The 25,144-nt window shown below is 53.7% G+C and carries 17 protein-coding genes; 1 reads left to right on the forward strand and 16 read right to left on the reverse strand.

The window, feature by feature from the left end:
- Window positions 1-4 precede the first annotated feature (4 nt).
- The 7 genes from FCN15_RS09715 to FCN15_RS09745 form a co-directional block, all read right to left on the reverse strand.
- Entirely contained in the window at window positions 5-634 is a 630-nt protein-coding gene (locus FCN15_RS09715; RefSeq protein WP_203232118.1) for an acetyltransferase, read from the reverse strand.
- Between the two features lie 22 nt (window positions 635-656).
- Complete coding sequence (locus tag FCN15_RS09720; protein ID WP_138494819.1) at window positions 657-1,289, reverse strand: sugar transferase; 633 nt, start codon at window positions 1,287-1,289, stop codon at window positions 657-659.
- A gap of 126 nt (window positions 1,290-1,415) precedes the next feature.
- Complete coding sequence (locus FCN15_RS09725; protein WP_138494820.1) at window positions 1,416-3,347, reverse strand: polysaccharide biosynthesis protein; 1,932 nt, start codon at window positions 3,345-3,347, stop codon at window positions 1,416-1,418.
- A 163-nt stretch (window positions 3,348-3,510) separates the two neighbouring features.
- Window positions 3,511-4,179: a CpsD/CapB family tyrosine-protein kinase gene (locus tag FCN15_RS09730; protein WP_138494821.1), complete on the reverse strand. Its 669-nt coding sequence runs from the start codon at window positions 4,177-4,179 to the stop codon at window positions 3,511-3,513.
- The gene (locus FCN15_RS09735; RefSeq protein ID WP_138494822.1) at window positions 4,163-4,915 is read right to left on the reverse strand and encodes a YveK family protein; all 753 of its coding nucleotides are present in this window, start codon (window positions 4,913-4,915) and stop codon (window positions 4,163-4,165) included. Before FCN15_RS09735 ends, FCN15_RS09730 begins: the two co-directional genes overlap by 17 nt.
- A gap of 264 nt (window positions 4,916-5,179) precedes the next feature.
- Window positions 5,180-8,485, reverse strand: a complete 3,306-nt coding sequence (locus tag FCN15_RS09740) for a chitinase N-terminal domain-containing protein (protein WP_138494823.1) — start codon at window positions 8,483-8,485, stop codon at window positions 5,180-5,182.
- Between the two features lie 270 nt (window positions 8,486-8,755).
- The gene (locus tag FCN15_RS09745) at window positions 8,756-9,358 is read right to left on the reverse strand and encodes a DUF4269 domain-containing protein (protein ID WP_238996600.1); all 603 of its coding nucleotides are present in this window, start codon (window positions 9,356-9,358) and stop codon (window positions 8,756-8,758) included.
- A gap of 860 nt (window positions 9,359-10,218) precedes the next feature.
- Between FCN15_RS09745 and FCN15_RS09750 the strand changes: the two genes are divergently transcribed.
- Complete coding sequence (locus FCN15_RS09750) at window positions 10,219-14,886, forward strand: S-layer homology domain-containing protein (protein WP_138494824.1); 4,668 nt, start codon at window positions 10,219-10,221, stop codon at window positions 14,884-14,886.
- A gap of 226 nt (window positions 14,887-15,112) precedes the next feature.
- On the opposite strand, the gene FCN15_RS09755 is transcribed toward FCN15_RS09750, so the two are convergent.
- The 9 genes from FCN15_RS09755 to FCN15_RS09795 form a co-directional block, all read right to left on the reverse strand.
- Window positions 15,113-16,147, reverse strand: a complete 1,035-nt coding sequence (locus FCN15_RS09755; protein ID WP_238996609.1) for a LacI family DNA-binding transcriptional regulator — start codon at window positions 16,145-16,147, stop codon at window positions 15,113-15,115.
- Window positions 16,148-16,323: 176 nt separating this feature from the next.
- Window positions 16,324-17,307 carry a glycoside hydrolase family 113 gene (locus FCN15_RS09760; RefSeq protein ID WP_420819565.1) on the reverse strand — a complete coding sequence of 328 codons (984 nt, stop codon included), beginning with the start codon at window positions 17,305-17,307 and terminating at the stop codon, window positions 16,324-16,326.
- A gap of 54 nt (window positions 17,308-17,361) precedes the next feature.
- Entirely contained in the window at window positions 17,362-18,342 is a 981-nt protein-coding gene (locus tag FCN15_RS09765; protein WP_238996602.1) for an ABC transporter ATP-binding protein, read from the reverse strand.
- On the reverse strand, window positions 18,332-19,318 hold the full coding sequence (locus FCN15_RS09770; RefSeq protein WP_138494826.1) for an ABC transporter ATP-binding protein: 987 nt from the start codon (window positions 19,316-19,318) through the stop codon (window positions 18,332-18,334). The genes FCN15_RS09765 and FCN15_RS09770 overlap by 11 nt, the downstream gene beginning before the upstream one ends.
- Before the next feature lies 1 nt (window position 19,319).
- Window positions 19,320-20,219, reverse strand: a complete 900-nt coding sequence (locus tag FCN15_RS09775) for an ABC transporter permease (RefSeq protein WP_138494827.1) — start codon at window positions 20,217-20,219, stop codon at window positions 19,320-19,322.
- Between the two features lie 49 nt (window positions 20,220-20,268).
- On the reverse strand, window positions 20,269-21,231 hold the full coding sequence (locus tag FCN15_RS09780; RefSeq protein WP_138494828.1) for an ABC transporter permease: 963 nt from the start codon (window positions 21,229-21,231) through the stop codon (window positions 20,269-20,271).
- 72 nt (window positions 21,232-21,303) lie between these two features.
- On the reverse strand, window positions 21,304-23,469 hold the full coding sequence (locus FCN15_RS09785) for a peptide ABC transporter substrate-binding protein (protein ID WP_138494829.1): 2,166 nt from the start codon (window positions 23,467-23,469) through the stop codon (window positions 21,304-21,306).
- Window positions 23,470-23,961: 492 nt separating this feature from the next.
- Window positions 23,962-24,453 carry a MarR family winged helix-turn-helix transcriptional regulator gene (locus tag FCN15_RS09790; RefSeq protein ID WP_138494830.1) on the reverse strand — a complete coding sequence of 164 codons (492 nt, stop codon included), beginning with the start codon at window positions 24,451-24,453 and terminating at the stop codon, window positions 23,962-23,964.
- Window positions 24,454-24,463: 10 nt separating this feature from the next.
- Window positions 24,464-25,144, reverse strand: a complete 681-nt coding sequence (locus FCN15_RS09795; protein ID WP_138494831.1) for a flavin reductase family protein — start codon at window positions 25,142-25,144, stop codon at window positions 24,464-24,466.

A 25,144-nucleotide genomic window follows, 5' to 3' on the forward strand; every position in this document is an offset into this window, starting at 1 on the left:
CCCCCTAGATGAGCTTTTTCTTGATTTGTGCAGGTACTCCCGCCGCCAGAACACAATCCGGAATGTCCTGAACCACAGCCGCTCCAGCAGCAATAATGGAACCGGCACCTATGATGAGATGATTGGACACGCTTGCCCCGATGCAAATCCAGGTGAGCCGCCCTACCTGCACGCCTCCCCCCAGGTGCGCCCCGGGCGAAATGTGGACCCCGTCCTCCAGCAGGCAGTCATGGTCTACGCTGCATTGCGTGTTTAGAATTCCTCCGGCACCAATACGGGCATTGGGATTAACCACCGCACCGGCCATGACCAGGGTACCCGCGCCGACTGCAGTCCGCCTGCTTACGACCGATTGGGGATGGATCAAAGCCGGTATTTCAAATCCCGCCGCCGTCAGGGCCGCTATCCATTCCATTCTCAGCTGATTATGGCCGAAGGCTGCAAAGGCGTGGCTGAACTGATGCTTCAGCCCTTGATAATCACTCAGCCTGCCGATGACCGGGAACCCGTCCACGCTGGTCAGCCCGGCATTATCGTCCAGGTAAGCGATGTCCTTCCAGCAGCCCATTAACTCTGCAATTTCTCCCGCGACTCTTCCCTGCCCGCCTGCGCCCAGGATTAGTAGTTTAGGCATGAGTAATTTACGCATGAGTAACTCAGGCATGATGATCACCCTTGTTCGCAAGCTGGATTTCTTCGGTTAAAGCCGGCATCGTAAGCATGGCCGAATGATTTACATCTTGGGCTGCAGCTACCGTGCACAAAGTCAGCCACAGGATCTTCAGATCCAGCAGAAAGCTGAGATGATCCACATAATAGAGATCGTAGTCAAACTTCTCAGCCCAGCCGATCTGATTCCTTCCGTTCACCTGCGCCCAGCCGGAAAGGCCCGGCGTCACCTCATGCCGCCTCATTTGCTCTGCCGAATAGCTCCCCGCATATTCCAGCGGCAGCGGCCTGGGGCCGATAAAGCTCATTTCGCCGCGCACGATATTGACCAGCTGCGGAATTTCATCCAGGCTTGTTTTTCGCAGAAAATTGCCCAGCTTCGTCATCCGCTCCACATCGGCCAGCTTTCTTCCATCCCTGACGGCCTCGACCCTCATCGTACGGAATTTAAAAATGGTAAACGGCCTGCCGCCACGGCCCATCCGTTTCTGTTTAAAGAATACCGGCCCTTTGGAATCCATCCGGATGGCAGCGGCGATGATGAGACAGAACGGCCAGAGTACGAGCAATAAGACTATGGCTGCACTGATATCTGCCAGTTTCTTGAGTTTTGAATACATGGAAGAAGACACCTCATAATATGTTCTACGTTCAAATATGCCCGGCTTCCGGAACAAAGCTGCCTTCTGACCGTCCCAGCTTGCCTACTTACCGTTTACCGGCTTGCTTACTTACCGTTTACCGGCTTACTTGGCGATAGCCATGTCTTTGGCAGGCCGTTTCTGATGGTACAGCGGCACAGACATTCTGCCGATTTGGGACGGATCGTCCTGCGCTTCCGGGTGAAGCGGCTGATTCTGAAAACCTATGTATGTAGGGACGATAGAGGAGATCACTGTCACGATATCTTCTGCCGGCTGCTCAAGGCACTTCTCAAGCCGCAGCAGATTCAGTTTCAATTCATCCATAGTCGTCTTGACCGGCCGGCCGACGCGGATGCGGTTATGTAAGGTGGTTGACAGCTCCTCTTCATCCAGCAGCAGTTCTTCATAGAGCTTCTCTCCGGGCCTCATGCCGGTAAATACAATCTCGATATCCTCGTAAGGCTTGTAACCCGACAAAGAAATCAAATCTTCCGCCAGCTTCACAATCTTCACCGGCTCCTTCATATCGAGAATATAAATCTCGCCGCCTTTGGCATAAGAGCCCGCCTGGATCACCAGGTTTACCGCTTCCGGAATCGTCATAAAATACCGGGTCATTTCCGGGTGCGTTACCGTCACTGGCCCGCCCTCTGCAATTTGCTGTTTGAAGGCCGGAACCACGCTGCCCCGGCTGCCCAGCACATTGCCAAAGCGGACAACGACAAACCGGGTTTCGCTGTTTGCCCCCAGGCTCTGCACAATCGTCTCCGCAATCCGCTTCGTCGCCCCCATGATGCTCGTCGGGTTTACCGCCTTGTCGGTCGAGATCAGGACGAATTTCTCCGCATGGAACTGGTGGGCGCATTCCGCTATGTTCTTCGTTCCGAACACGTTATTCCGGATCGCTTCTGCCGGATTCTTCTCCATTAAGGGCACATGCTTATGCGCAGCAGCGTGAAAAATAACCTGCGGCCCGTACTCCCTGAACACCTGCTCGATCGCGCCGCGTTCCTTGATGTCGGCAATGACCGGCTGGACAGCCAGCCCGGGGTGCTTGCGTCTCAGCTCCTGCTCAATCTTATAAATGCTGTTCTCGCCATGCCCGAGCAGAATCAGCTTCTCCGGTTCATATGCCGCAATCTGGCGGCAAATCTCTGATCCAATGGAGCCGCCTGCGCCGGTGACCAGCACCATTTTTCGCGATACATATTCAGCAATGCCCTTCAAATCGACCTTCACAGGCTCCCGGCCCAGCAAATCTTCAATATTTACATCCCTAATCTTCTCTAATGCGACTTTGCCCTCGATCAGATCATGAATCTGCGGGACAATCTTGATACTGGCTGAAGTAGACTTGCTTATCTTGATGACTTCAGAAATCTCTTTCCTGGATGCCGAAGGCATGCAAATGACGATATCTTCAATCTTGTATTTCTCTACGGCCTCCACGATCTTATCCCGGCCGCCGATCACTTGTACGCCCTGAATGCTGGAGCCGTGCTTGGCTCGGTTGTCGTCGATAAAGGCACTTGGGTACATTCTGGAGGAAGAATTATGCTTCATTTCCTTGGCTACCATCGTTCCGCAGCTGCCCGCGCCAATTAGCAGCGTATTGCGTCTTCCCTTACGGCGGTGCTCATAATTGTCTCCGATCAATCTCCAGATCAAGCGGGTCAAGCCTGTCATAAGCAATACTGTTTCGAACGTATGTATAATTACGGATAATGGAACCGCTTTCTTGTTGCTCAATAAAACTAGCATATACGAAAAAACCGATCCCAACAGGACGGCTTTAAACAGGGATACCAGTTCCCCGATGCTGGCATACTGCCATATGCGGTTATAAAGCCTGAATTTGATCATGAATAAAGAATAGCCAATCGTGCCAATAGCCAAAAATACATACATTTGCGACAAATAACTGTCCGAAATTTCGCCTCCAAAGCGAAAGAAATAAGCGCTCCAGATCCCGGTTAAGACAATTATCATATCGGTGACAACAAGGATCGACTTCCTAGCAGAACGGCCAACCATGACGAATTCCCCCTATAAATTGCCTGCTTATGTAGATTTTTGACAACTCAATAGTACCATGCTTGGGAAAATTCGACAATTGTTCTTTAGTCGCATAGACTCTAGCTTTTATATTCAATTAGTTACATATTCCTGGTATCAAATTAACACTAGTTCTTTTTAATTATAAATGAATAAGGCCTTTTGACCTATTTGAAAAATGATTCAGCACCGCCCCTACGATTCTCGCATTGACATGCTCTAAATCTCTCTTGGCTTTCGCTGCAGCGGGCTGCTTTAACTTTCCTGAACGGACCACCAGAATAACCCCATCGCAGTGCATGGATAAGATCTGCGCATCGGGAAAGGTGAGCACAGGCGGGCTGTCAAACAGGATCAGGTCGAAACGTTCCTTGAGCTCTGCAAGCGCTGATCTCATCACATTGGATAAGATCAGGTCTGTCGGATTGTGGGGAACAGGTCCGGAGGGGATCAGCTTCAGTTGGTCAATTTCCGTATCGTAAATGGCATCCTTAAGAGCACACTGGCCGTTCAGTACGGATACAAGCCCCCAGCCATTCAGCTGGGCAAAGGTCCGGTGAAGCACCGGCTTGCGGAGATTAGCATCAATTAAGGCCACTCTTTGCCCTGCCAGCGCATAAGTCACCGCCAGATTGGCTGCAACGGTAGACTTGCCCTCCCCCGGTTCGGACGATGTGACCATGAGAGTCTGTAAAGGCTGCTGCACGCTGTTCAGTTCAATATTTGTGCGCAGCTTGCGAAAGGCTTCTGCCTCAGCGGAGTGGGGATATTTATAGGCGGCGATGGCCCTTTTATTAGTCGATCGTGACATTGTGCTGTTCTCCCTGCTTATCAAGTCTTCTCTTCCGTGCCCGTCCATTTCTTGATCTGCTCCCTTGGGGTCCAATAACAGCCAGTGTCGGCAGGCCCAGAACGAATTCTACATCCTTCTCGCTCTTCAGCGTGTTATTCATAACCTCCCGCAGAAAAGCCAGCCCGACCGCACCGATCACTCCCGCAATAAAGGCAAAAGCCACATTCCGTTTAAAGTTGGGCTTCACAGGAGCCGGGTTCTTGCTCAAATCTGCCGCTGTAAGAATGGACACATTGTCAACTTTGGCGATGATGGGAATCTCCTGTTTGAATGTCAGTGAAACCGCATTCACAATTTCGGCGGCTCTGCGGTAGGAAGGATCCTCAACCTGCAAAGTCATCACCTGCGAGTTCTCTGCCGAACTGACGGCCAATTTGCCGATCAGCTGGTCCCCTGTCATGCCAAACTCCGGGTGCTCCTCCGCTACCTTATCCATAATGGCATTGGTCCGGATGATTTCTTTATAGGTAGTCATCAGCTGCAGCTGGAAAATGACATCGTTAATGTCCATAGGTTTGTCCTGCGAAGTGCTTGTATTGTTGATGAACAATCTGGCTGAGGCCTGGTATACCGGCTGCTGCATGAATTTGGTGTATACCGCTGCACCCAGCGTTACGGCCAGCACAATAAGAACAATGGACCATTTCCGCTTCCCGATTATGGCGATATAGTCCATGAACGTGTACTCTTCCATCTAAGACGCCAGCCTCCTTCCGAGCTCCTCTAATTAACTTGCAGAATTGCACGAATATTGTATTATTTTCTAATCTATTCTACAAGGAAACCTCTTGCACCTTCTCCAGCAGGCAATATAGAGGAACAAGAAGGACGGCATAAGGAAGAAATGCATGAACAGCGGAAGTGATTCTTTATGAAAAAGAGAGCGCAGCCTCCGAATCGGCTGCGCTCTCCCTGTACCTGCAGGCGCCGGCCTGCCGGCGAAGCGCCTGAAGCTTTTTTACTTGCTCACTGTTACTTTAATGGTGTCGCTCTTCGTTTCTCCTGCCGCATTGATCAGCTCTGCCCGGTATTCATAAGTGCCTGGGACGCGTCCGCTGATGTCGGTATAAGCCGATTGCGCCGACGGCGTGTTCGGGTTCAGCGTCTGGGTGTCGATCAGCACCCCGTTCTCATAGAGGCGGTACTCCGAGCCGTTCGTCCCCCACCATAAATTCATGGTCACCTTGTAGCTGCCGTCCCCGTCCCAGTTGTCCTGGGACAGCACCGGCTTGCCCGGGGAAGCGTCCTTGACCGTTACAGTTAAAGTGTTGCTGGATGTGGTGCCGAATTTGTTGGTTAATTCAGCGGTATACACGTAAGTGCCGTTCGGTTTGCCCTGAATGTCCGTGCTTGCCCTTTGAGCCGACGGGGAAGCGTCGGTCAGCGTCTGGGTGTCGATCAGCACGCCATTCTCATACAGCTTGTAGGTCGTGCCGTTGCTGCCCCACCACATATTCATGGTGACGGTGAAATTCCCGTCGCTGAGTCCGTTCTTGTGTCCGCTGTTCGAGGACAGAACCGGTGTGCCGGGAACGCCTGTGGCCAGCGTGGCGCCGGTTACCTGGAAGGTATAGCTTTGCTCCGCCGTGTTGCCGGCGTTGTCGGTCACCGTATATTTTACCGTGTGGGTGCCTGTGCTCAAATCAGAGGCATTAATGCTTTGGCCGCTTGCAATCGCCTGGCCGTCCAGCAGAAGCTGCTCGGACGCCACCACGGACAAGGTGTCGCTGCTCTCCAGTTCAAAGGTAAGTTGATCCTCCCCGCTCACATCGCCGACCGCATGCCCGGATTCCGTCAGCCGGGCCTCAGGCGCGGTGGTGTCGATCTTGATCTGCAGTTCTTTAGGCTCTTCTGCAAGGCCGGAGGATGAGACCGCATAATAGCTAAGCGTATGAACGCCGTCACCGCTGACGGTTACAGGCTCACTGTAAACCGCCGCCGCACCGCCGTCGAGACTGTAGGAAATAACCGCCCCGGCTCCATTCGGGGAAGCAGCTGCGAGCGATGCGGTTACAGCCTGGCTGTACCAGCCTGCGCCATTCGGCTCCGCGGACAAAGACGCTTCCGTTACCGGAGCCGCGCCGCTCTCACCGGCTAAAGAGAAGTCTTCCAGGTTTCTCGGCTTAAGCTGATAGACGCCTTTAAAAATAGCCGCTACCCCTTTAATATCAAGCGATTGGCCTTCCTTGTAAGGGAAGCTGTCCTGCGTAAGGCCTGTCCGGGCGTCCACCCGCACATGACTGCTTGTGCCGTCTGCCGCCACCGCATCAAATTCAAAGGAGCCGCTTGGCGTCGCGCTGATGATATTCGTTACGGCCACGCCGTCCAGCTCCACAAGCTGGCCTTGGTTCGCATCTGTTACGGCAGCTGCCGCGGCAGGCTGCGGCAGTTCAGCCGTGCCTGTCTTCTCAATCGCAGCCGGGCTTGTCAGCTCCAGCTCGGTGTTATATAAAGCGGTGGAAGCCGTTACTTTAACCTTGTCGCCGGCATGGAAGCCGCTCTGGCTCTGGTACACATAAATGCCGCCTGTCTCGTCCTGCAGGTAAAAGGCTTGTCCGCCAAAAATGCCCGGCTCCGTCGTGACGACGCCTTCCACTGTCACAAGCGAACCGGCTGCTTTGGCCCGCGCTTCGCCGATGGAGATGGCTGCCGGAATCGGATCTTCTTCCGCCGGAAGCGGTTCAGCCGGCACATTGCCCAGCGTCACCGATTCCGTCTTCAGGTTCGTGCCATTAAGGCGCAGGCGCAGATTGGCTGCCGCCGTTGTGCCCGGCTTGAGGCGGACGGTTAGATCCTTGTAGGCATGGCCGTTAATATCAGCCGTCAGACTGAAGGCCGTGCTGTAACCGTAGCTTGCCGGCCAGGTGCCATCGCTGTTCTGCACCATGGCGATCTGCGACCCGCCGCTCACGAGATAGATGCCCAGCTGGAATCCGGAGACCGTTGTGCCCGCAGGCAGGTTATCTGCGGTTACGCGGATCTGGAAATCCGCCGCATTCGGCAGTGTCGCCTGGTGCGTTAACCCGTACACGGCGCTCGCCGCCGCCGCCGGCCCGCCATAGGAGCCCGCTTTGAAGGTGGAGCGGTCGTACCATTTGTAGCCGGCATCCGGCGCGGCCCAAGGCTCGGCCTGCGGCTCCGTTGAATTCGCCGGCTCTTCAAACGAAAGCAGCGTCGTCGGCTGATCCAGCTGCAGGCCGTTCACCTGCGTAAAGTCCGTGTAGCTCTCCTTCTTGGCCAGCCAGTTGACGGTATTCACCAGCAGTTTGCCGTCGTCGACCTCCTTGAAGCCGTCGTAGGTCGTCTTCTTCGCGCCGGTATCTTCACGCAGATACTTCGGCGTGGCGTCCTCCACCGGCGAGGAGTCGCCGATAAAGGCGGCTTTGCCGGCACCCTTTTTCGCTATGGCTGCATAAGGGCCTTCAGCTGTGCCGCCGCCTTCGTATACGCCCTGGTCAACGGCGCTGGCCCAGGCTTCATCCGTCTCAGGCAGATACACGATGCCTTTGGCTTTGGCTGGATCAAGGATGGCAAGTGTGGAGCCTGCATGCATTGCGACGGCAGACACGCCCTCCGTGATGCCGAAGGCCTGGTCCGGAGCGACAATATTGGTCGCATTAATGTCCGCCAGCGCGTTGTAGCGGAAGCGCACGCCGAATTCATCCGCCAGCCAGTCGGAGCTGACGACGCCCTGCATCGCCTCGGAATTGGCCTCCTCGGTGCTCATCCCTTTGGCTGGATTGTCCCAGGCGCCGCGGCGGTAGCCGTTGAACACCTCGGAGCCGTCCCAGCGGTTCTTGTTGCGGTCGGCATTGTAGTGATCGGCGATAAAGAAGATGCTGCCGCCATTTTCCACATAATCAGCCAGGGCCTGCTGCTCACTTGCTTTATAGGGCACATTGGATTCAGCCACGACAAACACGTCGTAACCGCTGAGGTCGCTTAAGGTAATCGGGGTTGTCTTGCGGAGTTCCTTCACATAGTAGCCTTCCTGCGCAAGCGCATTGCCGAAATCGGAAAAAGCACCATCAATGACCCAGTCAGCCGCGCCGGCGGTCTGCTCATGGGTGTTGTCGAACAAAATTTTCTGGCCTGCATGCTCGTTCACCACTTTTGCTTCGATATACGGCGCAGGATCGGACGGTCCTTCGGCGAAAGCCGCCTGTCCCGGGCCAAACCCGAACAGCTGAAGCGGTAAGGCCACCGCCGCCGCAAGCGCACTGCCCAGCAGCTTCTTCTTCCAACTTGAATGCTTCTCCCTCATACCCTTCCTCCTTAAGAAAAATGGTTCGGCGGACAACTTCCGTCCACATGTGCCTCTTATCCTATCACGGAAAAATTAGGAGAAGTCTGATTTTTTGTAAATCTATGTAAGTTTGTACGAGAAACCTAGCAGATGGAATTAAATTGGAAAATCTCACAAATGCCAGGGTCTATTTTGCCTGGAGGCTAGCGGCTGGCGGCTGGCGGCGGCGGCAGTGATGCTGCTTTAAGTAGACAGTGTGGTCTCTGCTGAACGGTTCGAATCCGGCTGTCAGAATCGGGCTGTCAATTGAAGCAGCTCTGCATCGCTCCGCTCTTCCAGCTCCAGCAGGGCCTGATAGGGGTCAAGCCTGCTGCTCTTATTGCCTTTGCAGTCCAGCCCAAGCAGTGCGGCGAATGCCGGCTCTGTCTTCAGCCCCTGGCGCTTGCAGCGGATGACCTGCTCCCGGAATTCAGCCCCAAACAGACTCAGCAGCCTGTGCTCAATCACCATGTGCCTGTAGGCATTCTGCTGCCGGACGGGAAGCGGCTGCCCGAAGATTTCAACCGGCCGCGAACCGCAGATGAAATTGGCCTTGAGCCGGGGGAGGCCAAGTACGGTTTTTCGGCTGAGCCTGAAACCAGGATAATCTCCCCAACTTCGTACGAGCAGCTCTTCGAAAGCGCCAAAGTCGCGCACCTCGCAAATAATATCCAGATCGCTGCCCTCAACATCAATCCGGATAGGCACTGTGCCGGCCAGCACAGGATCGTAAGGCGCCAGCCTGCTCAGCAGTTCATGCTTTTGCAGCAGTTCAAACACCTCCCGCTGCACTGCGCTTCCCTGCTTTAAATAGTCAATATTGAACCAATCCGGCTCCACCTGGCGGTTCACCCCTTTCCCTTTTTAATAGCGTGTCCCCTCCAATGGCTTCCGATTGGCTTCATCTATGTTGACCTTTCTCCTATCCAATCGGCCATCCTATCTCCTCTCATAGACGAGGATTATTTTCCTAATTCATTAATCCATTATTAACTAATTAATTATCCCTTCATTAAATCGGTAAATTACGACAAGAAATAGATAAATTACGACAAAATTCTCATTTTTCATCTAGTAAATTCAATGCTCTTTCTATAGAATTATTAATTGGTGATCAGTTAATTCGGAGACACTAAATCATTTACAGAAAGCGAGTTGAATATGGGGTTGCAACGAAGACTATCCGGCTTGTCCGGAATAATTTTAGGCCTCTTCACGTTAACGCTCCTCTCCTGGTCCAGCTGGACTGGAAGCGCACAGGCTGAAGGAAGCAGGGAGCTCGTCCAGAACGGAGGAAACCGTCCGTTTATCGAGTGGGCTCCAGGGACTTATTTGGCTGGCATTGAGCGGGCAACCAGCTTTTACGCTTACGCCAAACAAGGTGAGACCATCTTACTGGGTTCCAGCTCAGCCTCTTCTTACGACAACAGCGGTACATCGGATATTGTCGTAACAAGCCCAAGCGGAACAGTAAGTTCACTTGACGTGCTTAGCTCCGGCAAAGGCTTCATTAACACGATTGCCAAAGAGCAAGCGGGACCTTATCCAACCAAGGGAGGTTACACCCCCTTGAAGTCAGTGCTACAGAGACAGGCTGGTGGAAGGTCCAATTCCACGGTCCGACCAACAGAAATGACCCTACTCCTGTCGCGGCTTCAGTACTCCCCACGGATTCCTCTCAAAAAGGAACTGTAGCCGGCTGGGACATCACCGTGCAAAACACGGATGACCAAGAAGTAAAAGGACGGGTGTTTGCCAACTATTTATCCCTTAATATGGGCAAGAACAGCGTTTCTTTGAAATCAGTCCTTTATATTCTGACCAAAGACGGATTTCAGTACAAAACCGATATGAACGGCATTGATCCATACGGTTTTATTTTCTTCTCCAATAACCGGGGTTACATTGACTCAGACGGTAAAACGCTTTACCATTCCGTCCCTATTAAGAGCAACGTGCTGCCGGACGGGATAACCGTTCAGGATCCGAGTATGCCGGATTCTGACACGGATGTCACTCACCGGGTGTTTCTGAACGAACCGGCAAGCGATCTGCCGAGCGATGTTCCGGTTAACCCGGTTCTGCCGCCTACGCCGGTAGGATTTGCATTTTCCAACTCGTCAAACAGCGGCAGTTTAACGGCAGTCGGCACTGGCGGGACTTTCCAGTTCACGACGAGTTCTGCAGCCACTTACCAGCTGATCCTCGATACGGACGGCGTAACCGGTTATGACCCCAGCAGTGATACGGTTATAGAAAGCGTCTCGTCGGAAGGACTCAATAAGGTCGTTTGGAACGGCAAAGACCGTAATGGAAATTCGGTTCCAGCCGGCACTTATAAAGTGAAACTTACGATTAAAGGCGGGGAATATCATTTCCCGATGCTGGACGTGGAAAATGCGCCAAATGGCGTTAAAATTACGATGCTGAACAATCCTACCGCCTTCCCGGATGGGCTCACCGCCTCTACGGTTTATTATGATGACAGCGACTATACAACAGCGTCGGGAACCAAAATCAGCCTTAAAGATACAAGCGGCAATATCGGCGTCTCGCCGGCTAACGCCAGCAGCGGTATTGAGAGCGGCGGAACAACCGGTGCTCACGGATTTTCGAACAATTTCGGTAACGATATTGCGATGGACACCTGGACGTATTTCCCCGGTCCATCGGATGAAATCAGCCTTACCGTTACAAACACACAAACGGCAGGCGTTCTGTTTGACGACACAAACAACAATGGGGTCCAAGATGAGGAAGAATCCGGCCTTGCCGGTGTTCCTGTAAAAATCACGGACGCAGCCGGCAACGTGCTGACACCGGTGACTGGATCGGACGGCAGCTATTCTGCACCGGTTCTGCCCGGCCAAGTCTGGATGGAAGCCGATCCGTCGGATACCCTAAACGGCTACACCATCACGACAGCTGGCAAAGATCAACAAACGCTGACCGCTAAGATTAACGAAACCGGAACTTTCGATCCGGTTGGTTATGTCGTGAACACAGCACCAAGAGCGGAAAGCTTGTCGATTGCCGGCACACTGAAAGTCGGTAAGCTGGTGAATGGCCTCTATTCTTACCGTGATACCAACGGGGATCTGGAGGGAGATTCGGTATTCCTCTGGTATAGAGGTCTTCAGGAGAACGGCTCGGACAAAGTGCAGATAGCAGGAGCTGACTCTGACAGTTATCAGCTTACCAAAGATGATTATGGCAAATATATCTTCTTCCAGGTAACACCTGCTGCCCAAACCGGCGTGCTTATCGGCGAACCGGCCGTCAGTGCAGGGGCTGGCCCTGTTGGAGATAACTCCCCAACGGCGGGCCTTCTGTCCATCACAGGCGGAAGATCTGTAGGCAGTACGTTTGTCGGCAATTATACTTTTGCTGACGAAGACGATGATCAAGAAGGCCAATCGCTTTATCAGTGGTACCGGGCGTCACAGGCAGACGGATCGGACAAACAGCTGATACCAGGCGCTACAAGTAAAACGTACACCGCCGGGCAGGAGGACTTGGGCCAATATTTATTCTTCCAAGTGACACCTGTTGCCCAGACTGGGACCCAGGAAGGAACTCCGGTTCTGTTCGGGCCAAGCTTAAAAGTTGTTCCTGTAGCTCCTACTGCCCCGCTGAACGTGCAGGCTGATCAGACGGGACAAACGGATACGTATTTATCCTGGGAACCTGTAAATGGTGCTGACAGCTACACGGTATACCGGGATGGAACTGAGATAGCAGCCGGGCTTGCCTCTCCGTCCTATCATGCGGAAGGACTATCTCCGTTAACCAGCTATGAATTTACGGTTATAGCAGTTAATGAAGGCGGAGAATCTCCGGCCAGCATCGCTGCTCTCGTTAAGACTCTTCCTTACCCGCCTGAATCCGGGATTACGCTATCCCTGAACGGAACAACGGACGAAGGAACAGCAGACCTGCAGTGGAACACCGTAACAGGTGCCACTTATTACAATTTGTATCAGGACGGGGTAAGAATTGCCGACAGCGTAACCGATGTGGTATACGGTGTAACCGGCTTGATGCCTGATGTGACTTATACTTTCGAAGTTACAGCTGCCAATGATGGCGGTGAATCCCAGCCTTCAAATCCGGTTGAAGTTCTGATTCTGTCCCGTTCGGCTGCGATTGAGGGTACGGTTTACAGCTCCACTGGAGGCACTGTTGCCGGCCTGACTGTCCAGCTGCTGGATGACGAAGGCAGCATTATTGACGAAACCCTAAGTGACGAGCAGGGTCATTACCGCTTCGAGCAGCAGGCTCCGCAGGACTATACCCTGGCCGTGAGCATCCCTTCCAAGCTGCTGGCGAGCGAACAGGTGACTCTGCAGAATCGCCATACGCTGCAACAAGATGTAACCCTGCCGGAAACGGCTGTTCTCCAGTTGACGGCTGACCCTAGCCGCATCGTCGGTGACGGTGTCTCGACAAGTACGCTGACGGCGTCGCTTACGACAACTGACGGAACGCCGCTGCAGGACGTGCCTGTAGTGTTTGAAGCTTCCGCAGGAAGTCTCGCTCAAACCGAGCTGCAGACAAGCACGGAAGGCACGGCTCAAACGGTGCTGACGGCTCCTCTGCTCCAGGGTATAACCCCTGCAACAGAGGGAGTGACCGTTACGGTCCGGGATATGGACCAGGGCATCTTTGCTGAACAGGCCATTTCGATTGTCTTCCAGCCAGCTTCCATTACGGGTGTTGTTGTCCATGCCGGACAGCCGATTGCCGGCGCAAAAGTCAGCGTAGCTGAAGATTTTGACGCGGATGGCGTAATCGACTTCCAAGCGGAAACGGTAACGGATTCGGAAGGAAAATATACGATTGTAGTACCTCGGGGCAACTGGACCTACAAGTTAAACATCCAGGCGCCTCTTGAAGTCGGAGGAAGCACCATCCTGGTTGATTCGGAACAGTCGGTGCAGGTAGGCACCTTGTCCGGAGCAGGAGAGAAATTCACTGCGGACCGCCAGGTCAGCGGCCTGCTGCTGGTCGGCGACCAAAACAGCGATGCTGTACAAAGTATTAGTCAAGTTCTGGCAGCGGAAGAATCCGTCAGCGGAACTTTGTATGACAGCAATGGTCAGCCCCTGGATGCTGAAGTTGAAGTTACACCGGAAGGCAGCTTTAAGGTGAAAGAGCTTGCGCCGGGTAATTATAAAATTTTGTTCCAGGTTACGTCTGCCGACGGTCAAAAGCTGGCTGGCAGTTATCTGAACCTGAACGTTCAGCAAAACGGGGAGCTCGCCGTTGAAGATGCGCTGATTGACCCTTATGGTAAAATTACGGACACAGATACAGGCGCACCGATTGAAGGCGTACAAATGAAGCTCTATTGGGCTGACACGCCGCTTAACCGCTCGAAAGGCCGGCAGCCTGGAACGCTAGTTGACCTTCCGGAGCGGCTTGGATTTGCTCCCAACCAGAATCACAACCCTCAAGCAACGGATGCTCTCGGGGATTATGCCTGGTTGGTATACTCGGAAGGCGATTATTACATTACCGCCTCCAAAGACGGCTACAACTCCTATGACAGCCGCACGGAAGGCCGAAATACAGCTGCGCTGCCAGGCGAGGACAGCTACGTGTCCAACGGGATTATTCACGTCGGACAATCGCTTGTGGCCTACAGCCTCAGCCTGACTGCACAAGCTGCTCCTTCAACGGATAACAGCTCGAGTTCAGTGTCTTCCGGCAGCTCAGGATCGTCTACAGTGCAGCCTAGTCCTTCGGCGGATGCCACGGCACCTGAGCTGGAAAGTCATTTGGCCTACATCAAAGGTTATCCGGATGGTCTGTTTCGTCCTGAACGGGGCGTTACCCGCGCTGAGGTAGCCGCAGTGTTCGCCAGACTGCTGAAAGGAACGCTGGATGTCGAATACACAGGCCTCACCTACCGCGATGTTCATACCGGCATGTGGGCGCGGAATTACATTTCCGTCGTAACGGAAGCCGGTTTGATGAGGGGCGGATCGGACGGATTGTTCCGTCCTAATGACCATGTGACCCGTGCCGAGCTGGCCGCCATTATGGTCCGGTATAAGCAGCTTGCCGTGCTGAAGGGGAACGCTTTTACCGACACCGAAGGCCACTGGGCGCAGGATATGATCAACACGGCGAAAACGGCCGGTCTGATTAAAGGATATTCCGATTCGACGTTCAAACCGGACAACGATTTGACTCGTGCCGAATTCGTGACGGCCGTTAACCGGATGATCGGCCGCGGACCGCTTCTGACACCGCAGTCCTGGTCGGATGTGCCAACCTCCTATTGGGCGTACGGCGATATCGAAGAGGCCTCCAAACCGCACAGCTCTGCAAAAGGAGTCCGGCCGGAAATTCCGGCTGAGGAAAGTGCGGAGTAAGTAATTGATTTAGGCAGCTTATTCAGGCAGCATGAACGGCAAGAGCCCGGTATTGTACCGGGCTCTTGTTTTTTTGTTAGCTGCACTATCCTAACATTTTCCTTTACGAGACAGGCTCTATTGGACACAAAAACTGCACCCCAACTTGTTAAATGATGTCTAACAAGTTGGGGTGCAGTTCATTTTAGCCGGCTGGCACTGTGCGGATATTTGAAGGATGCTGCGCTCAGTCCTTCTTGAACGACTCCCGCAGCAGAAGAGAGCCGTGAATCATCGTCTTCTCGAAAGGACGGTCCGGAGCGGCCAGCCGGTCAAACAGCATTTCGACTGCCCTCTTTCCGAGAATGGCATTCGGGACGTGGATCGTGCTGAGCGCGGGCAGGCTCGGCTCCTCGTCCGTATGGTCGAACCCGGTCACCGCGACGTCTTCAGGCACCTTTACCCCGTTGGCAATCAGGGACTTCACGATAAGGAAAGCGAAAAAATCGTTTGCACAAATAAACGCGGAAGGCAGCTTCCCCTGCTCCACGAGCTGCGGAATTTCCCGCTCCACGATCAGGTAGGCGTCCTCCTCCATTTGCAGAAACGGGTCATCCTCCGCCCGGAACATCTGCAGCCCTGCCTCCTCCATCGCAATGCGGAAGCCGAGCCAGCGGTCATGGAAGCTGCGGGAATATCCCGGGCTTCCGGCAAAGCGGAGATCGCGCCGGCCTGTCTGCAGCACAAGCGAGGTCATCTGCTTCATGCAGTCATAATTGTTCATAAATACGGTATCGGAAGGAACAAGGGCATCCTCATGGTCGATAAGCACGAACGGTATTCCGGCATACCGGATCTCGAGAAGCAGCTGGGTTGCGATATACCCGATGCCGATCAGGCCGAGGACCCCCTCCGGATTAATGCTCTTAAGCAAATGCTCTGAATAGCTCTCGGTCACCATCATGACGCCGACTTCGCGCTCGGCCAGGGCTGCCGATACGCCGTCGATAATTTTGCCCCAGAACAGGGATTCCCGGCTCTGGAACCGGACGTTTGGCATCAGAATAATGACGGTGCCCTTTGCGGCGGAGGTCTTCCCTTTCGGCTCTCCGGCAGGTCTTTCTTTCTTGATAAATTTTGCCTTCCACGAGTATCCCAGCTCGTTCGCTGCCTGAACGATCCTCATCCTCGTCTCTTCTCCGACACCAGGCTTGCCGGACAGCGCCTGAGATACGGCGAATTTGGAAACGCCGACTTGTTCGGCAATCTGCTGCATGGTCACTTTTTTCAATCCAGGTTCACTCCGTTTAATCAGCTTCCCCCAATTGTAGCAAAACCTCTGCCTTTTTTGAACAGCCGCTCGTCCTTTCCAGAAATGCTTGTGATCCGGCAAGCGCATAAGTAAAAGATTCAGATTCAGATTCAGACTCAGACTCAGACTCAGGTTCAATTTCAGATTCAGACAAAGCTTTCGCTGCCGATCCGCGGCTTGGCGTACCATTCCTTTAATACCTGCTCCGCTTTCTTGCCGTAAATATCGAAGCCGCGGTTCTGCTTCGCCTCTTCCAGCGGATAAAGACTAACGCTCCAGTCCCACCAGAAGAAGCCTGCAAACCAAGGCTGGTCCCAGAACGTCTTGATCACCGAGCTGTAGAAATTCGCCTGCTCCTCCTCGCTGAACGGCAGGTCCGTATGCTGAAAATCCCACGGCATCGCCGCACAGCCGAGCGCGCTCCGGCAGCCGATTTCAAGGAACGCTATCGGCTTGCCGAATTTCGCATGCAGCCGCTCCAGCTTCTCGCGGATCGGCAGCCATTTTTCCAGCATGGCCGCTTCGCTGTCCCCGGGCCGGCTCGCAACCGGATAATAGGCGCTGGTGCCGATCAGATCCACCTGATCAAACCAGGCGATGCCCTCTTCCGTCCCGTGATTCGCGTTATAGGTGACCGGTCCGGAGTACAGCTGTCTCACGCGCTGAATAACGGCGGTCCAGTGCTCTGTCTTCTTCTCTGTGGCAACCATCTCGCAGCCGAGGCAGAACATTTCGCAGCCCAGCTCTTCGGCAAGCTCCGCATAATGGCAGAGAAAGTTCGTGTAGGAGCGGAACCAGGCGTCCCAATAAGGCTGTGCCCCTTCCTCCTCCGGAAATCCGATATGGGCCCGCCAAATCCCGTCCGCCGAGTTGACGACCGGCTTCAGGCACACCTTTAACCCCAATTCATGAGCCTGCTTCACTGCGTGTTCAATATCCCGGTCCGTCATGGTGACGCCGTAATCGAAGGGGATATCGGTGGAATAAATGTTTGGCTGAAGCGTGTAGAAGGCCAAAGCGATCCATTCGCTGCCCGTCTCCTTTAACTTCTTTAATGAATCTAAGGCGTAAGGCTGGCGGTAGTCGCCGCGCTTGCTGTTCCAGCCGTAAGTCATGCCTTTAATAAACATTGCTGACACTTCCTCTCCACCCTCGAAGGGCTCTATGCGGTTTGGCGGCCGCCCTTACCGGTGCAGCCCGCCTGCAGCCTGGTCCACCAGATGACAGGCTGCAAAATGCCCTTCCGATACCGTTCTCTGTTCCGGCTTGATTGTCCTGCACGTCTCCATGGCAAAGGCGCAGCGCGGATGGAACGGACAGCCTTTAGGCGGATTCAGCGGTGACGGCACCTCGCCCTGGATGGACAGCATCTCCTGCCGCTGCTCCGGACGTTCCGGAATCTTCAGGATCGAATTCAGCAGCACCTGGGTATAAGGATGGGACGGATTCCTGAATAATTCATCCGCAGGGGCCTGCTCCACCACTTCTCCCAAATACAGCACGGCGATCTCATCGCTGAGATATTCGACAACCGCCAGGTTATGCGAAATAAAAATATAAGTCAGGTTATATTCCTTCTGCAGGTCGCGCAGCAGCTGGATCACCTGAACCTGAACCGATACATCCAGCGCAGAGACCGGTTCATCACATATAATCAGCTTCGGATTCAGCGACAAGGCCCTGGCAATTCCGACCCGCTGCAGCTGCCCCCCGGACAATTCATGCGGGTAAGCGTATTTGACTTCATCAGGCAGGCCGACCCTTTGGAGCAGTTCGCTGACCCGCGCCTGGCGGGCGGCCTTTGTACCGATCTGATGGATCTCCATCGCATCCTCAATGGCATCTCCCACCGTCATTCTCGGATTAAGACTTGCGCTTGGGTCCTGGAAAATAATCTGCATATCCCGGCGCAGGGCGCGCAGGTCCTTCTTCTTGATCTTGGAAATATCCGTTCCATTGAACAGGATTCTGCCCTGATCGGAATCCAGCAGCCGCAGAACCAGGCGGCCTAACGTCGATTTGCCCGAGCCGCTCTCGCCTACTAGCCCAAGCGTTTTCCCCGGTTCCAGGGCAAAGGATACATTTTCAATGGCATGCAGTTTCTTCCCCTGAACCCGAAAGGTTTTGGTCACATTCTCTACTTGCAGCAGCAAATTATCGGACAAGGGAAACCACCTCCTCGGCATGATGGCAGGCAATTTGATGATCGGTACCAAACGGGCGGAGCTCCGGGACCTCCTGGAGACAGCGCGCGCTCGCATAGGTGCAGCGGGGGGCAAACGGGCAGCCGGCCGGCTCCTCCGTTATTGCGGCGGTCGCCCCGGGAATCGGCAGAATCTCTTTGCCCTTGTGGCCAATCTCGATAATGGAGCGCTTTAAGCCAATGGAATACGGATGTGCCGTCTCCCGGATAAAGTGATCGGTTTCGGCCACCTCCATGATCCTGCCGCCGTACATCACGATGATTTTGTCACAGAAGTTCGTGGCTACTCCAAAGTCGTGCGTCACCATCACCACGCTCATGCCGCGCTGTCTGCGCAGGTCCTGCAGCAGGGCCAGAATCTGCATCTGCACCGTCACATCGAGCGCTGTCGTCGGCTCGTCGGCGATCAGGAGCTGCGGCTCGCAGGCCAGGGCGATTGCGATCATAATGCGCTGGCGCATGCCTCCCGAGAACTCATGCGGGTAGCTCCTAAACCTTGTCTTCGGATCGGGAATGCCGATTTCGTGCATGAGCTGAAGGGTTCTGTCGTAAGCCTCCCTGCGGCCCGCATAATGATGCGTCAGCATCGCCTCCATGATCTGGTCCCCGATCCGCATGACCGGATTTAAGCTCGTCATTGGATCCTGAAAAATAACGCCTATATCGCGGCCGCGGATATCCTCCAGCTGTTTCCGGTGCATTTTCAGCAGGTCCCTGCCCTGGAAATTCGCTGTTCCGGCCGTTATTGTCCCATTCTCTTTAAGAAGCCCGATCGAGGACATCAGCGTGACCGATTTGCCTGATCCGCTCTCGCCGACGATGCCGAGCGTTTCATTTTCGTTAATGGAGAAGCTTACCCCGTTCACGGCATAAACCTCATCCTCGCTTCTCGCAAATTTCACATGCAGGTTATCAATCGACAGCAGCGGTTCACCCATGTCAATTTCCTCCCTTCGGACTAAAGGCTTCCTGAAGGCCGTCCGCTACAAACAGAAATGAAAGCAGAGTTAGAGCAAAAATTCCCGCCGGGAAATAGAGCAGCCAAGGGAATCCGAGAATGTTGTCACTGGCTTGGGCAATCATGTTGCCAAAGGAAGGAATCGGCGGCTGCAGCCCCATTCCGAAAATACTCAGCCCGGCGATCTGTACCAGGTCTCCGGGAATGCCGAAGGCAAGAGCAACTCCCATACTGCCGACGACATTTGGCAGCATATAGCGTCTGGCAATATGAGCCTGGGAAGCACCCAAGGCGGTTGCCGCCTCGACCATTTCCCCGTTCCGCATGCCGAGCACCAGGGACCGGACCAGCCTCGCATAACCCGCCCAGCCCGGTATGCCGATCGCCAGAATCAGCGACCAATACCCCCGGCCCAGCAGAATAACGAGGATCAAAGCGAACAGGAAGCCCGGCAGCGTCATCATAAAGTCGACAGCACGCATAATAATGACGTCTGCGATTCCGCCCCGCAGGCCGGCCCACAAACCTAGAACAATCCCGATCACAAAGCTAACCAGCGTGGCCCCCAAGGCAATAATGAGAGCACTGCGGACACTGTATAGAATCTGGCTGAACATATCGTGGCCGACATTATCCGTACCGAAAATATGCTTCAGGGACGGTCCCTGATTGATCGCCAGAAAGTCACCGACGCGGTAATCATAAGGCGCCACCCACGGTCCGATCACGCCGGCAATAAAGAACAGGCTTACCCAAACCAGACCGATGACGGCCAGACGATGCCGCTTAAACCGCTTCCATCCTTGATAAAGCGGCGATCTGTTTTTACTTTTTTTCTTGACTGCAAGTTCCGTACGGGCTGCTGCAGCTGTGCTAGCCAAGGGCTCCCCCTCCTCAAAAGTAAAAGTATGGATTGTATCACACGCTTATTTACAGCTTGACCCGGGGATCAATCAGGGCATAAACGATGTCCACCAGCAAATTCATGAGCATAATCATAGAGCCAAGCAGAAATACGGAAGTGATCGCAAGCGGGTAATCAAAGCTGGTGAATGCGGACTGCATGACTTGACCCAGCCCTGGAATCGCAAAGATCTGCTCGACCCAAATCGTCCCCATGACCGTAAAAGCAAACTGCGGTCCGATGACCGTAATCATCGCGGTTAACGAGTTCTTGACCCCATGCTTGAATACTAGAGGCCAGTATTTGACGCCCTTCGCCTTCGCCGTGCGGATGTAATCCTGCCGCAAGGTTTCGATCAGGCTGCCCCGCATGTATCTGGCCACCACGCCGACGTTCCCGGCCGCGAGACAGATGACCGGCAGGACCATCTCCTTCCAGCTTCCCCACCCGGTTACCGGCAGGATCCCCTGAAAAACAACACCGAACAGCAGAACCATAATGACCGCGAGGACGAAAGCCGGAATGGCCTGGCCGGCCAAGGATACCGTGCTCACGACATAATCAATCCAGGTATTCCGCTTCAATGCGGCAATGATGCCGAGCGGAACCCCGATCACGACGGAGAGAACGACAGACCCGAAGGCGAGCAGTGCGCTGACCGGCAGCGTCTGCTTCAGCTGTGCGGAAATGTGCAGGGACGGGTTCTGCATCGAATTGCCGAAATCAAAGGAGAATTCATGCCACAAATACTTCAGGATTTGCTGCCAGAGCGGTAAATTAAGCCCATAACGGCTCTCAAACTGGTCCATCACCTGATGATAAAGCACGGGATTCTGCCCCTGCAGCGGTGCGAGTGCCGTAGCCATAATGCTGCTGTTCATAAATCCGCCCGGCGAATAGTACATCATGATATAGCTGGCCGAAATTACGAGGATTAAGGTGATTATGATTTGAACAAGCCGTTTTGCAATAAATCTGGCGACAGCCATAATTCAGCCTCCTCTACCATTTAAGGGCACCAAACCGGTGCCCCTGAATGGTCATTATTCAATATGCCGCGATTACTCTACATTTAAGAAATGGAGTCCGTAGAAGTTGCCCCAAGCCCAAGGATTAGATTGAACGCCGGTAATGCCCGGCTTCACGAGGAAGAACTGCTTCTGATAGAACAGCGGGATCGCATACGCGTCCTCCATCAGGCTGTTTACAACCTTGACCGCATTAGGTGCTGCCTCATCAACCGTTAAACCGTTTACAAATTCAGCCTGCCACATTCTCAAATTCAGCAGCTGCTCCGAGCTGTATTGGTTGTAGTATACCTGAACATCCAGCGCATTCTGATTCAGTTTGCCGCCAGGCGCGTTAGGCGCCACGAAGGTCCAGGCGGTTACGAAAGCCGCGTGCTTCTCGTCTTTCGTTTTGGCTTTCTTCCAGGTGTCTACAATTTGCTGCCACTGCTCTGCAGGGGTCGGTACTCCCGGCTGTTTCAAGTATGGCTGCCATTCGGCAGGCTGCTTCGCCGTCCACTCATCCAGATAGGCAATGTCTGCTTTGGCCGCCTGCTCAAGCGCAGCCCAGTCGCTCCACTCTACACCGGCACTTGCATTATTCGGGTCTCCGTACTGCTCAATAGCCGGCTTATAATAGACTTCCTTGCTCCAGTCAATGAATTTCTGAGTCGCTTCCAGCGGAGCATCCAGCGTTCCCAGGGAATACAGCTGCTGGGTCGCGCCCATATCCAGGCTTCCCGGCTCACTCCAGTTCGTTGCGCCGGAGGCCAGGATAAAGCCGGGCTCTGCGCCCGCCTGCGGGCCGTTATATTGGTAAGCGTTAAACTGCGTCTCATTCAGCTGCTTGATTTCGGTTTGAATACCCAGGTTCTGCTGCAGCTCCTGTCCGAGAGCCAGGGCGATCTGTTCGCCTTGGGCATCCACCTGCTTAACGCCGATGTACAGCATTAATTTCGGCAGGCCTTTGCCGTTCTCATATCCCGCGTCCTTCAGCAGCTGCTTCGCTTCCTCCACACTCTCCGGAAGTCCCTTCAAGTCTTTCTCGGTCGGCCAGCCCGGCGTGGAGAAGGTATTCGTTGCCCCTCCCATGCCGTTCAGCACGGAGTCTACGATCGGCGAGCGCTGCAGCGCTTTCGCAATTGCCTGACGCACTTCTTTCTTGTCATATGGAGACTCTGTAACCGGATTGCTCCATTCCAGGTACCGGATCGAATAGTTCGGCGCAGTGTACAGCTGGGACTTCAAATCCCCCTTCTTCGCATACTGCAGATCTGATGTAGACTGCACTAAAGCGACGTCTGTTTTGCCGGCCATATAATTCTCCACCGGAACGGTTGTGGCAGGCTCGACAACAATCGTCTCCACATTTCCGCGGTTCAGCTGGTCTTTAACCCCTACGTAGTTCGGGTTCACCACCATCACGAGCTCCCCGTTCGGCGTGAACGATTTCACCATGTAAGGACCGTTGCTTACGAAATTCTTCGGCTCAAACCAGTCGGTCGGATGCTCTTTCAGCACTTTCGAATTGATCGGCATGGCCCCGGCCAGAACCAGCTCGCCCAGAATCGCATGAGGCAGCGTTGTCGTAATTTCAAAGGTATAATCATCAACCACCTTGAGGCCCACTTTATCCTTCTCCACGGAACCCGCATGGTAGGCGTAGCTGTTCTTCACGTTATTGAGGACGCTCAGCCACAGCTGTGCAGTCGTATTTTTCGGATCAAGCTGATACATATAGGCATTATAAAAATCATTGGCAGTCACGGGATCGCCGTTTGACCACTTCGCGTCTTGTCTCAGCGTAAAGGTCCAGGTCAGGCCGTCATCAGAAACCTTATAGCCGGTTGCGAGCTTCGGCACAATTTCATTGTCCTGATTGTACCCGTAGAGCCCTTCAAGCAGCGTGCCCTGCTCCACCAGAATCTGTCCCTGCCACTGTGTCGGGTCGAGGGTCGGCATCTTCGGATTAAATACCGTTACCTTGCTTCCAGCCTTAATCTGAGGATCTGAAGCGTTTTCATTTTTAGGGGCGGTTTGTCCGTCCTCCCCGGTTGTAGCCGTGCTTTTGCTGTCCGCAGAGCTTGAGCTTGAATTTGTGCTGGAGCTCTTAACATTGCTGCTGGATGCGGTATTACTGGAATTCCCATTAGAACATGCAGACATGGATACCAAAGCTAAAGACAGAATCAAAACGGGTATGGCTTTCTTTTTGATCATTCTCAGGCTGACCTCCTCAATTGCATTTTAATGGTTTGAAGACTCCGTACAGCACTTACCGACTAAACCTTGTTCCCAACCCCCTAACAAAGTGAAAAGAATAAAACCAGTCATCCTCAAGAGCAGAAAACTACCTAACAAAATAACCTAACAAACTCTAACCGAATGACCAAAACTGTTAACGCTTTCATTCTAAATTTTGGATGTTATGTTGTCAATAACAAAATAAAAATCCGTTTATAGGCGCATATATGTATATTTTTCTTATGTTTTCAATAAAATTTCAACAAACGTGCAAAAAAGTTAGGGAAAACAATCACATTTTCTAACATTAAGTTTGGTATCTTTATTTTCGTTTTCGACTAACAAATTGTAAATAAGGTCGTTCACTGTCGATTCCTGGTCAAACGGATATGTTCCTTCAGAGGTTGTGCTATTCCTAAAAAAACAAAGAACCCCCATCGTGAAGATGGAGGTTCCTTTAACGCTGGATCAAAGCATTCCCGCCGCATCCCTGCCCAGCTTCTTTAACTGTTCGGTCAGCGCCCGCTTCTCCTCACTGGTAAGCTCCGGCATCATGGAGTGGACAAAAGCCGCATGCTTGGGAAAAATATCATCAAACAGCTGCCGCCCTTCATCGGTCAGCTCTGCAAGAATGACCCGCCGGTCCGCCTCGCTCGGCACCCGCTTGAGCAGTCCCCGCTTCTCCAGCTTGTCGATGTTGTAGGTCATACTGCCGCTTGTAATCAGCACCTTCTCCCCGATCTGCTGCAGCGGGAAGCTTCCTTTGTGATACAGCACTTCCAAAATCGTAAATTCCGATGCCGCAAGTCCATACTGCTTCATGTCTTTGACCGCGCGGTCCATCAAGGACCGGTAGGCCTTCGAGAGCACAATGAACAGCTTCAGGGAATCCTGATAGTCCTGCTCCTGCTCCTGCTCCAGCTCCTTCTCCTGCTGCGGCTGCTGTTCAAATTCAGGCATAACCTCACCTCTAACGTTGTCTGATCAAAGTAAAAATATCGCCAAGCCCCGCGTAATCATCGCCCGCCAGACGGCTGACCGGCTTCAGCGCTGAGGCTTCAATATAACCGCCTCGGTACACCTGCTCGTCGAAATGAAACCGCACCACCCTTACAAGCAGCAGGTCGCTCACCACATTCTCCGGCTCCCCGCCGGAGATCTGGCTGCCTCCTGCCCTTTCGCCTGCTTCCGTTCGGTCAGCCTCAGGCCCGCTCCATCCGCGGACCGGAATCCACTGCTCCAGCACGCACTCCATCCGGATTTTGGCTTCCCTGATTCCGGGAACCGCTACCGCTTCGCTTGGGACTGCGGTAAGAGCGGTCAATTCGAGCTCGCTCTGCTCCGGGGGCAGCGGCGCAGCCGTCTTGTTCATCTCCTCCGCCAGACTCTCGTCCACAATATGAATAACAAGCTCCCGGCGGCTGAGCGCATTCCGGGCCGTGTCCTTCATCTCTCCGTTCTTGCGCTGAACCGACACCGACAGAATCGGCGGAGCACTCGACGCAATAGAAAAATAGCTGAACGGAGCGGCGTTCACCGTTCCGTCCCCGCCCAGCGTTGTGATAAATGCAATCGGCCTCGGGATGATGCTGCCGATCAGCAGCTTATAGTTGTCGCGCTCCTGCTGACAGGCAGGATCAATGGATATCAT

It is taken from the genome of Paenibacillus pinistramenti (assembly GCF_005869875.1).
Lineage (GTDB): Bacteria > Bacillota > Bacilli > Paenibacillales > Paenibacillaceae > Fontibacillus > Fontibacillus pinistramenti.